This window comes from Methyloglobulus sp., from assembly GCF_964779595.1.
In genome coordinates this window covers 17,688-30,720 of sequence record NZ_CBAROL010000029.1, presented here as the reverse complement: position 1 = coordinate 30,720, position 13,033 = coordinate 17,688, and the positions used below count along the sequence as shown (strand labels likewise).

Genomic DNA, 13,033 nt, shown 5'->3' with positions numbered 1-13,033 from the left:
TGGTTATATGTACATTATAAAAACAAAATGGTTTGCAACAAGTACGAGGAAGCTGGTAATGAAAAGCTACTAATAATTCAGCGTGTATATGATTTAGTAGCGAGTTCAAATGTACACTGGGATATTTTAGAAAAAGAATTAGACACAACTAGAATGAGTGGGATCACGTGGCCGAGTGCTTTATATACAGCAATTAAGCAAAATAAAAAATAATAAGGTTGAGCCTGTAGGTCACCGCGTACGGTGGATAAAAAACGCCCGCCGTAGAATGAAAATCACCAACTTGGCGCATGACGCATTCGCTTATGCGCCCTACAATATCCATAAACTACCTTGACTCATAAAATACCAACCTTCAAAACATGACCAACGAATACAACGCCTCTGCCATTGAAGTCCTGACCGGACTGGAACCCGTCCGCAAACGCCCGGGGATGTACACCGACACCACACGCCCCAACCACTTGGTGCAGGAGGTGGTGGATAACAGCGTGGACGAGGCCATTGCAGGCCATGCCAGCACGATTGAAGTCGTGTTGTTTAAGGACGGCGGGGTGAAGGTGATTGACAACGGGCGTGGGATGCCGGTGGATAACCATCCTACCCATAATATTCCCGGCGTGGAAGTCATCATGACCCATTTGCATTCGGGCGGTAAGTTTTCCAACAAGAATTACCAATTTTCCGGCGGCTTGCACGGCGTGGGCATTTCCGTGGTGAATGCCTTGTCGCAAAAGCTGGAAGTGGAGGTCAAGCGTAACGGCAAGGTTTACCACATGGCCTTTGCCGACGGTGACAAGAAGTCGAACTTGAAGGAGATCGGCACGGTAGGACGGAACAACACCGGCACCACAGTGACGTTCTGGCCGAACGAGAAATATTTCGATTCCAATAAGGTCTCAGTCATAAAGCTCAAGCATGTCTTGCGTGCCAAGGCGGTGCTGTGCCCAGGTTTGAAGATAAGCCTTAAGGTCGAACATCCTGAGGAAGAGGAAGTTTGGTTTTACGAAGATGGCTTAAAAGAATACCTGCTGGACAGCGTCGGCGACATCGAGTTTTATCCTGACCCGCCGTTCATGGGCAATATGACTGGCAATCACGAAGCCGTCGAATGGGGTATTGTTTGGGCGGCGGAAAACCCGCCTGAAATGTTAGCCGAAAGCTATGTCAATCTCGTGCCCACCGTACAAGGCGGAACGCACGTTAACGGCTTACGTGCAGGCTTGACCGAAGCCATGCGCGAGTTCTGCGAAATCCGAAACTTGTTGCCGCGCGGCATTAAGGTTGCGCCGGAAGATGTCTGGGAAAATTGCCATTACGTGTTGTCGGTTAAGCTGGAAGATCCGCAGTTTTCCGGTCAAACCAAAGAGCGTTTGAGTTCGCGCGAATGTGTCGCCTTCGTATCCGGCGTAGCCAAAGACGGTTTCAGCTTGTGGTTGAACCAGCACCCAATGGAAGGCGAAAAAATCGCCGAAATCATCATCGCCAGTGCCAACAAACGCTTGAAAGCGAGCAAGGCGATCATCCGAAAACGCATCACATCAGGCCCTGCGCTACCAGGAAAATTGGCGGATTGCACCGCACAAGATTTAAACCGTACCGAATTGTTCCTGGTAGAAGGGGATTCTGCCGGTGGCTCCGCCAAGCAAGCGCGGGAACGCGACTTCCAGGCCATCATGCCCTTGCGCGGCAAGATATTGAACACTTGGGAGGTTGAGTCAAACCAAGTTATGGCATCGCAGGAAGTTCACGATATTGCCGTGGCGTTGGGGGTCGATCCCGGTTCTAATGACTTACAAAATCTGCGCTACGGCAAAGTGTGCATTCTTGCCGATGCCGATTCCGACGGCAGCCATATCGCAACATTGATTTGCGCGTTGTTTTACCAGCACTTTAATGCACTGGTTTCAGCAGGTCATGTTTATGTCGCCATGCCGCCGTTGTATCGGATTGATGTCGGCAAACGGGTGTTTTATGCCTTAGATGAAGCCGAAAGGCTAGGTGTTCTCGACCGCATCAAGGCGGAAAAAATCAAAGGTGCAATTTCGGTGCAGCGCTTCAAAGGCTTGGGTGAGATGAATCCTTCCCAGCTTAGGGAGACAACGATGAACCCAGATACAAGACGATTAGTGCAGTTAACCATCGAAAAAACTGACGATACGCGCAGCCAGCTTGATTTGCTGCTGGCAAAAAAACGAGCTCCAGATAGAAAGGTCTGGCTGGAAACCAAAGGAAATTTGGCTGATGTTGTTTAAGTGCTTAATGGTTTATGTCAATAGCACCTGTAATGACTATAAAATGCTAGCTATTATCCGGTAAACTAGCATCTTGTTTGTGCCTCCAAATACTCATGTCATGTCTCAAAATTTTGCGTTAGATCGTGATTATGCCTACGAATCCTTGAAGATTCCGCCCAATTCCATTCAAGCCGAGCAGGCGGTTTTGGGCGGCTTGATGCTGGATAATCAAACCTGGGATTCAGTTTCCGATAAAGTGATTGAAACTGACTTTTATCGTAGGGATCACCAGTTGATATTTCGCACCATAGAAAAACTGGCGGATCAACAGATACCATTCGACGTGATTACCATATCAGAAACCCTGGAAGCGACCAGCGAACTGGAAGCTGTGGGCGGATTGTCCTATTTGGGCATGTTGGCAAAAGATACGCCCAGTGCCGCTAATATCGTTAACTATGCCAATATTGTTAGGGATAGATCGGTGCTTCGGCAATTGATTCATGTCGGTACGGAAATATCCGATTCAGCCTTTAACACTGAAGGGCGCGACACCGCTGATCTTTTAGAAAACGCAGAACGCGAAGTATTTAAAATTGCCGAACAACGCCAACGAGGGCAGGGCGGTTTTATCGGAATTAAATCGTTACTGGCTAGGGCGGTTGATAAAATTGAAATGCTGTTTGAACAGGGCAGCAATATCACTGGTGCGGCGACCGGATTTACTGATCTGGATGAGTTGACATCAGGATTACAACCCGCTGATTTAATTATCGTCGCGGGTCGCCCGTCTATGGGAAAAACCGCCATTGCCATGAACATAGCGGAAAATGTCGCCATCAAAGGCGGCAAACCTGTTGCCGTGTTCAGTATGGAAATGCCGGGCGATGCGCTTGCCATGCGGATGATGTCATCCCTGGGGCGTATCGACCAACATAAAGTCAGAACAGGGAAGCTGGAAGACCACGAGTGGCCTAGGTTGACTTCAGCGATCAGTTTGTTGGGCGAAACTAAACTGTTTATCGACGACACGCCTGCGCTAACACCAACGGAAGTGCGTTCAAGAGCAAGGCGGTTAACGCGGGAACACGGGCAATTAGGCTTGATTGTGCTGGATTATTTACAACTTATGCAATCGCCTAGCAGCGGCGACAACCGGGTGCAACAAATTTCCGATATATCAAGGGGTTTGAAAGCATTAGCCAAGGAGCTGAATGTGCCGGTCGTGGCCTTGTCTCAGTTGAACCGTAATCTTGAACAACGTCCCAACAAGCGGCCTATGATGTCCGATTTGCGGGAATCGGGTGCGATTGAGCAGGATGCTGATTTGATCGTGTTTGTCTATCGTGATGAAGTCTACAATGAAGACAGTCCAGACAAAGGCATTGCCGAGATTATTGTCGGCAAGCAACGTAACGGCCCCTTAGGGACGGTGCGCTTAACCTTTCTGGGGCAATACACCCGATTTGAGAATTATGCGGGAAATTCCTATAGCACTGGGGATTATGAATAGCTTCGTAGATGTGCAAGCCTAGGTTTGTACGCCAATACTTAATCCCTTCACAATTTCTACCGCGAAATCCTCTTGCAGTTGGTATTCCCATAGCTTTTACCCATAGACCATGATTCGCCGTCAATTTTTGCAGACATTAGGCTTGATGGGAATTGCACCAGGACTCGCTTCCTGTTTTTCTTCCATTCCTGATACGCTTTATCCTTCATCGGATTTCGGTAATGTCACGTTGCTGCATATTACCGATTGTCATGCCCAGTTGCTGCCGATTTATTACCGAGAGCCTTCGGTTAATATTGGCGTGGGCAGTTCATATAAGCAAGTTCCGCATTTGACAGGACATGACTTCCTGGATTTTTTCGGCATCAAAGCGGGTACAAAAGAAGCGTACGCTTTTACCCATTTGGATTTTACCGAAGCAGCTGCAGTCTATGGCAAGATGGGCGGATTCGCGCATTTGACGACTTTGATTAAACAAATCAAGCAAACAAGTTCGCATGGCAATGTTTTGTTACTCGATGGCGGTGATACCTGGCAGGGATCGGCGACTTCGTTATGGACGCAAGGTGCAGATATGCTGGCGGTTTGCAATCTGTTAGGTGTGGATGTGATGACCGGACACTGGGAGTTCACCTACGGAAGCAAGCAAGTTTTAGAAAATATCAAGCGTTTTAACGGTAACTTTATCGCCCAAAACGTGTCACTCACTGAGGAAGCGCAGTTTGCTTCCGGTGCAGAATCGAATTCGGTTTTTAAGCCCTATATCATCAAGGAATTCAACAATGCCCGTATCGCCATCATTGGGCAAGCTTATCCGTATACGCCAATAGCAAACCCAAAACACTTGATTCCCGATTGGCAGTTCGGCATACAAGAACAGCGTTTGCAACAAATGATTAATGACATCAAACAGCAAAAAAGTGCCGATGTGATTATTCTGCTCTCTCATAATGGTATGGATATTGATCTGAAATTGGCTAGCAGGGTTTCCGGCATCGATGTCATTTTAGGTGGGCATACCCATGATGCTATTCCTCGACCAATCTGGGTGCAAAATAACAATAGCAAAACTTGCGTGACCAATGCTGGAAGCCACGGTAAGTTTCTGGCGGTGCTGGATTTGGACATACGCCAAAACCGATTACGCGATTTGCGTTATCGCTTATTGCCGGTATTTTCCAACCTGCTTGAGCCGGATGCAGAAATGCAAGACTTAATCACTACGCTAAGAAACCCTTATTTAGCGAAATTACAGCAGCCTTTAGCCGTAGCCGATAAGCTTTTGTATCGGCGGGATACCTATAAAGGGACATTCGATCAGTTAATTGTGGATGCTCAATTATCAATAAATGATAGCCAGATTGCGTTATCACCGGGTTTTCGTTGGGGTACAACATTATTGCCTGGACAGCCAATTACCTACGAGGAAGTGATGAATCATACGGCAATCACTTATCCAAACACCTCGCGACGACTGTTGTCTGGCGGCGAAATAAAAGCCATCCTGGAGGATTCTGCGGATAATTTGTTCAATAAAGACCCTTATTATCAACAAGGTGGCGATATGGTGAGAATAGGGGGCATGAGCTTTCATTGCCAACCCAATGCAGAATTAGGGCAAAGAATCAGCCAAATACGATTAGGTAATGGCACTCTTCTAAGTGCAAATAAATTGTATCCTGTATCCAGTTGGGCATCGGTCAATCAAATAGCCCAAGGAAGACCAATGGCTGATGTGTTGGTGGATTATTTGAAACAGCAGTAATAAATTGATAAAAGGCAATCTGAGGAAGACACCTTTGTTTGACTTCCTGTTATTCGTAAAATAAATTGAGTGTTAGAGAAATTCGGCTAGACATCAAAAACGTAAGATTATGCACACAACATTGATACAAATGTCTTTGCTTATGGCTGGCGGCATCGTTTGGCGTATCGTTAAACCGATGGGGTTAGGTGCAGAGCAAACCCGCACAGTGCTGACCACTGTGGTTTATTATTTCTTCTTGCCAGCTATGGTTTTGGAGGTGTTATGGACTGCGGATATTGGTGTACATTCTCTGCAATATACGATTTTGGCAGTCAGCAGTGTCCTGTTTGGCATGGGTGGTTTTTGGTTGATTGACAAACTATTGAAGCTGGAACACCGATGTTTGGGGGCGATGATTTTGGCATCAGGATTTCCTAATACGACTTATCTGGGTTTGCCAGTGCTAGAGCAAACATTCGGTAGTTGGGCGCGTTCTGTGGTTATCCAGCTTGATCTGTTTGCGGTTTCACCCTTATTGTTTACCTTTGGCATCATCATGGTGCGGCATTACGGTACAGAACCTTCTAGCATTCGCCAGCCGGTATGGTCATTTCTGAATGCGCCGCCATTTTGGGCGGCAGGTATTGCGGTGCTATTAAACCTGAATAGTGTGCCAGCTCCTATCTGGCTCACTGGCACATTAAAGTTATTATCAGGAGCAGTAGTGCCATTAATGTTATTTTCATTGGGATTGGCACTCAGTTGGCAAGCCGTAAGAGTGCGGAACATCCCTTATATTGCTCCCGTCGTGGTTATCAAAATGATCCTAATGCCATTATTTGCAATCTTGCTGGTCGATCACTTGACGATGGCGAATAATTACAAAGCTGCCGCCGTGCTGGATCTTGCCATGCCCAGCATGGTGTTGGGCATTGTGTTATGTGATCGCTATAAGTTGGATAGCTCCTTATACGCAATGGCCGTTACCGTGACTACGGCACTTAGCTTAGTTACCTTGCCGTTATGGTATCAAATTTTGATGACGAGATTTTAACGATGAATCCAACCTTTGAAACATTTTCCCAAGGCGAAGAAATCGTCACCGGACAAGTTGTCGATACCAATGCGGCTTGGTTGTCACAACAAGCGGTAGCATTGGGCTTTAGAGTTACCCGTCATACCGCCGTCGGCGATAAGCTGGAGGATTTGGTGCAGCTATTGTTAGACATCGCAAACCGCGCCGATTGCTGTATTAGCACAGGCGGATTAGGCCCAACCAGCGATGATTTGACAGCTGAAGCCGTCGCCAAAGCCTTTAACCTGCCTTTAGTATTCGACGAGATTGCCTTCAGCCAGATTGAGCAGTTTTTTGGTAACAGAAACCGAGCCATGCCAGAATGCAACCGCAAGCAAGCCATGTTGCCGCAAGGCTCGATTCGTCTGGATAACCGTACAGGTACAGCTCCTGGCTTTGCGTTGCAACAAGGGCGGTGCTGGTTTGCTTTTGTGCCGGGTGTGCCGTCCGAAATGCGGAATATGTTTTTGGATCATATCCAACCGATGTTATCAAACCGGTTTACCTTACTACCCAGCCAATTGATAACAATCAAAACCATTGGTATAGGTGAATCAGACCTGCAAGAGCGCATCAACAAGATTGCAATCCCGACCCAAGTTCAACTCGGTTTTCGTGCTGAACTGGGCGAAGTGCAAACCAAACTGCTATTCCCGAACGATTATCCACAAGCACAGCAGGAAAGGTTAACAAATGAAATCGCCCATGCTATAGGCGATGCTGTGTACGCGATTGAAGGTTTAAAGCATCAATCACACGACCATCAAACAGTTGATCTCATCTCAGTAATAGACCAGTTGATGATAACTCAAGGCCATACGCTTGCCGTTGTGGAAACCATCAGCCAAGGCTTGCTGGCTGCGAAATTGGTCGGGGTATCTTGGCTGATCAGTGCTAACTACCAGCAATCTATAGGGAAGTTAACGCAACGGCTTGAAATTAGCAATAATCACAATGACATGATGGCAACTGCCAAAGCAATAGCCGATGCGGTACAAAAAAGTACCGATGCAGATATGATTTTAATCCAGCTCACTTCCGCAGGGTATCATTCAAATCCACATGGTATCGAGTCAATAACCGTGACTAATACCTTGTTTGTTAAAGGAGAAGTTAACTATACCGTCCGAATCCTTACTGGTGACATCAAGCGCAAACAGCATCAAGCAGCATTATCTGCTCTCGATTTATTGCGGCGATATTTGCAATGCAAAGGCTTAATTTAGCACGTAGAGTACACATCGCGTACCCTACGCCTCTAAAATCCTCAATACAACTGCAAACAATCCAAGCATCAGACAAAAAGCACAACCAGTGTTTCAGGTATAATGCCTGTTGAATTTATCTTTACTAACTTACCCAATGCCCTTATTACGTCTATCAAACATCGCCATCGCTTATGGCACGCACGCTTTACTCAACAAAGAAAACTTCCAGTTAGACATCGGCGAAAGGGTAGGGCTGTTAGGGCGTAACGGCGAAGGCAAATCCACCTTGATGAAGATCATCGCTGGCAACGTGCTTCCCGATGGCGGCGAAATATGGCGCGAACCGGAATTAAAATTGGCATGGCTAGAACAAGCGCCAGAGTTGCCGGATGAAGCGACTATCTATGATGCCGTCGCCAGTGGCTTAGGTGAACTGGGCGACGTGATTGCACGTTATCATGCCCTGTCGTTGACGATGGATTATCACGACAACAAAGCCTTGCAGGAATTGGGTGACCTACAGCACAAGCTGGAAGCACTGAATGGCTGGCATTTCAACACCAAAATAGAAGCCACACTTAGCAAGTTGAACTTGCCTGGTGAATTAAAAATCAAGGACTTATCTGGCGGGTGGAAACGCCGTGTTGCGCTGGCGAAGGCGTTGGTCATCGAACCGCAAGTATTGTTACTGGACGAACCTACCAACCATCTCGATTTTGAAAGCATTGCCTGGCTGGAAGAACAGTTGCTAAATTTCGCTGGCGCTGTGCTGTTTGTTACCCATGACCGTGCATTTTTACAAAAACTGGCAACCCGGATTGTCGATCTGGATCGCGGCTATTTGGTGTCCTGGCAAGGCACTTATGACGATTATCTAAGACGCAAAGCGGCAGCGTTAGAAGACGAAGCTAACCAAAATGCCGAATTCGACAAGAAACTGGCGCAGGAAGAAGTGTGGATCAGGCAGGGCGTAAAAGCCCGCCGCACCCGCAACGAAGGCAGGGTAAGGGCGCTGGAAGCCTTACGAAAAGAACGGGCGCAACGCCGACTCCAGCAAGGCACGAGCAAGCTGGGTTTAACCAGTGCCGAAGCATCTGGTAAAAAAGTTATTGAAGTCAAAGATATAGGCTTTAGCTATCCTGAGAGGCAAATCATCAAAAATTTCTCTACGCTAATTCAACGTGGTGACAAAATCGGCCTGATTGGCGCAAATGGCGCGGGTAAAACCACCCTGCTCAAGCTATTGCTCAAGCAGTTAGAACCCGATAGCGGCGCGGTAGAGCATGGCACACGCCTGGAAATCGCCTATTTCGACCAATTGCGCGACCAGCTTGATCCTGACATGACGGTTGCCGATACGGTCGGCAATGGCAGTGACTTTATCGAAATTGCCGGTAACAAACGCCATGTTATGTCGTATCTCTCCGATTTCCTGTTTGCGCCAGCACGCTCACGTTCGCCCGTCAAAAGCCTGTCCGGTGGTGAAAAAAATCGCTTGCTACTGGCGCGATTGTTCACTAAACCCGCTAACTTTCTGGTGATGGACGAGCCAACCAACGATCTCGATCTGGAAACGCTGGAATTGCTTGAAGAAAAGCTGGTTGACTACAGCGGAACGCTATTATTAGTCAGCCATGATCGGGCGTTCTTAGATAACGTCGTCACCAGTGTGTTTGTGTTGGATGGTTCTGGCAGTGTGGAAGAGTTTGTCGGCGGCTATAGTGATTGGCAAAGTCAGAAACTAGCCGCAGCAAAAGCCGACATAGCTAAGAAAAACCAAGACAGCAAAAAGAAACTGGACTTAGGTGTCGAAAACCCAAACGTACCGAAAAATCCGGTCAAAAAAAAGCTCAGTTTTAAAGAGCAGCAAGAGCTAAACAACATGCCTGAACTGATCGCCCAGCTTGAAGCCCAACAAATTGAATTGAATAAAAAAATCAGTTCCGCAGATTTTTATAAAAACGACCAAACCATAATTGCAGACACCTTAGCCGATCTGCAAGCCGCCGATGCCAAACTGGAACAAGCTTTCCAACGCTGGGATGAGCTTGAAAGCCTGCAATCAGCATGATTGGGGATAAAAGGCATTGCAACTTTAAGCTTTCTGGCTTATCCTTCCCCGCCTTGCTTACGTCCAACAAGTAGCGGTTTAAGCTATAATTTTTTGATGGACTTGTGGCTTCATGCCTGTGATTGAGTGCAAACCTAGGTTTGCTCCTCAGCACTATCAATTAAGATACAGATATTACCTGCTACAGTCCCTAAGCACTGGCAAGCAGTCAAAGCAATACCGGAGAGATGGCCGAGTGGTCGAAGGCGCACGCCTGGAAAGTGTGTATACGGCAACGTATCGAGGGTTCGAACCCCTCTCTCTCCGCCACTTAACTTATTGATTAATAATGTAAATAATTTATTATAAACCCAAAAATCAGAAAATTGGCGGTAAAATTGGCTGTGGATTTGGGTGTATAGAGGGTGGTTTAGATTTTATTCGCACTGCTGGAGTGCAAATCTAGGTTTGCACTCTGGCATTCGCTGTTTATAAGGAATCAAAAAACATGTTTTTTGACTCCGTATTTTTTAATTGTGGACAGTGACGCTCAAGTTTAGGAACGAGCAAAATCGCTTAAGCATCATTTTTAGGGAAGTCTGCTAGGCTTACTTCAAGAAAATTAACCTTTTATGATGAAGCATGAGCCTATACCAACGCCTTAAAAACGTCCGCAGCGAAGAGGATGTCAAAGATATTTACATCAAAGCACTGGGCTTAAAAAGCTACACCAAAGGGCTGATTGACATCCGCACTGATGAAATCTGGTTTGAAGCGAAAGACACCGGCAAGCATTCCAGTTACGCCATGTTCACGCAATTACTGCATTACGTGCAAGATGGCCTGAACAAAGGCGAACAAATCCCGCCGTTTTTAGCGGTCATTGATACCGAAAAAGCCGCGCTCATGAAAACGGCTGACGTACTGCCGTTCCTCGCCAAAAAAACCGTAAAATGGGGCAAGTCCGCCAGCCAATACCCTAAAGAAGCCTTGGACGAAGTGTCTGCCCACATCGGCACGCACTTTGTGTCGTTCAAGATTGCCACGCATGAAGACGAATTCATCAGCACCGTCAAAGAGGCGATTAAATCCGGCGACATCATCCGCACCCAGATTACGCCCGACAACCTCAAACAGGTGTTCGACAAATGGGTGGTGATGATAGGGCGCGAAATCAACGGCGTAGCGGAAGAAAACTACGCGCTACTGTTTTTTGCCGACATCATGCACGATGGCACGGTGTCTACCCACGCCAACTTACCCGCTGAATTGCTGCACAAAAATAACGCCCCCGTGTTCAGTTTGGGTGGCAAAATCTACCAATTGGGCAACAAAGAAGGCTATCGCCAATTTTGGGCGATTTACCACAAACCGCCCAAAGCCGAATACCGAAACTATCTGCTCGAACGCCGCGACAGCTTGATTCCGCTGGATGAACGCAGTTTTAAAGGCGCGTATTACACGCCGCTCGCCGTGGTCGATAAAGCCTACGACAAACTCACTGAAACACTGGGCAATAACTGGCAAAAGAATTACATCGTTTGGGACATGTGCTGTGGCGTGGGCAACCTGGAAGTCAAGCACAGCAACCCGCGCAACATCTACATGAGCACCCTGGATGAAGCCGATGTGGACGTGATGAAAGCCACTAAAACCTGTGTGGCGGCGCAGCGTTTTCAATACGATTATTTGAATGACGACATCACCGATGACGGCAACATTGATTACAGCCTGACCAACAAAGTGCCAGAAGGCTTGCGTAAAGCCATTGCTGAGGGTAAGAAGATTTTGGTGTTGATTAATCCGCCGTATGCAGAGGCGGCAAATTCCCAAGGAAACGAAGGCAAAACAGACGTAGCAACCACAAAAATCGGTTTGCTAATGAATAATGAAGATTACGGCTACGCGGCGCGTGAATTATTTGTGCAGTTCATGGCTAGAATTGCAAAAGAAATACCAAACGCAACATTGGCAATGTTTAGCACATTGAAATACGTCAATGCGCCAAACTTTGAAAAATTTAGACAAGTTTGGAGTGCGCTGTACTCAGGCGGTTTTATTGTTCACAGCAAATCATTTGACGGATTAAAAGGCAATTTTCCAATCGGATTTTTGGTTTGGGCAACAAATCAAAACGCCAAAGAAAAAACCGCCATTTCAGAAATCACAACGGAAGTGTTAGACAAAAAAGCGCAAGCTATTGGCGAAAAAAATTTTTACAATCTACCAAACATAAGTTTTTTAAGCGAATGGATGCCGCGAATAAAAAAAGACGATATTGACGCTATTCCGTTAATAAACGCCGTAACACCTATTACGAAAGTAAATCACGTTAGAAATACCCAATGGTCGAAAAATGCCATAGCGCACTTTTTCTGCAATGGGAACGACTTACAAAATGCAGGCACAATGACGGCGATATTTTCATCAGTTCATTCAATCGGTCACGCTGGGGGCTATTTCATTACTCCTGAAAACCTTTGGCAAGCCGCTGTCATATTTTCTGTACGTCGTCTTATCAAACCTACGTGGATTAACGACCGTGATCAATTCTTGCAACCCAATCAGCCGTTATCCGATGAATTCAAAACCGATTGCCTAATCTGGATGCTATTTAACGGCAGCAACCTAACCGCCAGTGCCGACGACCTCGAATGGAACGGCAAGAAATGGAGCATCGTCAACCACTTCATCCCCTACACCGAGGTGGAAGTCAACGCGCCAGACCGTTTTGAATCCGACTTTATGGTGCAATACCTGGCGGCGTTGCAAGCCAAACAGGAGGAGTGCGTAGACACGTCTACGCAAGCAGCGGCTACGCACGCTGCACGCGGCGACTTGTCGCCGCACTCCAGCATCTCCCTAGAAGCACAGGCGGTCTTGGATGCCGGACGAGTGTTATGGCAAGCGTATTTTGCCGAAACCGACGTGCGTAGCGTACGCGATGAATTGAAGTTGAACCGCCCCGATGTGGGTTGGTATCAAATCCGCAATGCACTCAAAGCGCGTAATGCCAGCGGCGATAACGTAGCCATTGATTTCAAGCCGTTTGAAACGGCATACAAAATCTTGGGCGACAAACTGCAACCACAAGTGTTTGAGTTGGGGTTTTTGCGGGTTTAATTAGGGGGGAATAAAAAAACATGTTTTTTTACTCCGGTTTTTTGCTCCGAGTTGTTACTTTATGTTTTTACGTCACTTAA

Annotated in this window: 8 protein-coding genes and 1 tRNA gene; all 9 read left to right on the top strand. The window is 46.9% G+C overall.

Annotated features, from left to right (window positions below):
- Positions 1–213 (top strand): hypothetical protein (locus tag AC1YY3_RS10055; protein WP_482194455.1); only part of this gene is annotated, 213 nt, incomplete at its 5' end.
- 149 nt (positions 214–362) lie between these two features.
- Complete coding sequence (parE, locus tag AC1YY3_RS10050) at positions 363–2,255, top strand: DNA topoisomerase IV subunit B (protein WP_481824251.1); 1,893 nt, start codon at positions 363–365, stop codon at positions 2,253–2,255.
- Between the two features lie 100 nt (positions 2,256–2,355).
- Positions 2,356–3,750, top strand: a complete 1,395-nt coding sequence (gene dnaB / locus AC1YY3_RS10045; RefSeq protein WP_481824250.1) for a replicative DNA helicase — start codon at positions 2,356–2,358, stop codon at positions 3,748–3,750.
- 109 nt (positions 3,751–3,859) lie between these two features.
- Positions 3,860–5,515 carry a thiosulfohydrolase SoxB gene (soxB, locus tag AC1YY3_RS10040; protein ID WP_481824249.1) on the top strand — a complete coding sequence of 552 codons (1,656 nt, stop codon included), beginning with the start codon at positions 3,860–3,862 and terminating at the stop codon, positions 5,513–5,515.
- A gap of 109 nt (positions 5,516–5,624) precedes the next feature.
- Positions 5,625–6,551: an AEC family transporter gene (locus AC1YY3_RS10035; protein ID WP_482194454.1), complete on the top strand. Its 927-nt coding sequence runs from the start codon at positions 5,625–5,627 to the stop codon at positions 6,549–6,551.
- A gap of 2 nt (positions 6,552–6,553) precedes the next feature.
- On the top strand, positions 6,554–7,798 hold the full coding sequence (locus tag AC1YY3_RS10030; protein WP_481824247.1) for a competence/damage-inducible protein A: 1,245 nt from the start codon (positions 6,554–6,556) through the stop codon (positions 7,796–7,798).
- Between the two features lie 136 nt (positions 7,799–7,934).
- Complete coding sequence (locus AC1YY3_RS10025) at positions 7,935–9,851, top strand: ATP-binding cassette domain-containing protein (RefSeq protein WP_481824274.1); 1,917 nt, start codon at positions 7,935–7,937, stop codon at positions 9,849–9,851.
- A gap of 221 nt (positions 9,852–10,072) precedes the next feature.
- Positions 10,073–10,160: transfer RNA gene (locus tag AC1YY3_RS10020), tRNA-Ser, on the top strand.
- 312 nt (positions 10,161–10,472) lie between these two features.
- Positions 10,473–12,953, top strand: coding sequence for a hypothetical protein (locus AC1YY3_RS10015; protein WP_481824246.1), 2,481 nt, complete (start codon positions 10,473–10,475; stop codon positions 12,951–12,953).
- Positions 12,954–13,033 lie beyond the last annotated feature (80 nt).

What these genes read in the sequence shown, in the direction of transcription:
- dnaB (WP_481824250.1), top strand. Translation starts at nt 2,356, where the DNA reads ATGTCTCAAAATTTTGCGTTAGATCGTGATTATGCCTACGAATCCTTG.
- AC1YY3_RS10030 (WP_481824247.1), top strand. Translation starts at nt 6,554, where the DNA reads ATGAATCCAACCTTTGAAACATTTTCCCAAGGCGAAGAAATCGTCACC.
- parE (WP_481824251.1), top strand. Translation starts at nt 363, where the DNA reads ATGACCAACGAATACAACGCCTCTGCCATTGAAGTCCTGACCGGACTG.
- AC1YY3_RS10025 (WP_481824274.1), top strand. Translation starts at nt 7,935, where the DNA reads ATGCCCTTATTACGTCTATCAAACATCGCCATCGCTTATGGCACGCAC.
- AC1YY3_RS10035 (WP_482194454.1), top strand. Translation starts at nt 5,625, where the DNA reads ATGCACACAACATTGATACAAATGTCTTTGCTTATGGCTGGCGGCATC.
- soxB (WP_481824249.1), top strand. Translation starts at nt 3,860, where the DNA reads ATGATTCGCCGTCAATTTTTGCAGACATTAGGCTTGATGGGAATTGCA.
- AC1YY3_RS10015 (WP_481824246.1), top strand. Translation starts at nt 10,473, where the DNA reads ATGAGCCTATACCAACGCCTTAAAAACGTCCGCAGCGAAGAGGATGTC.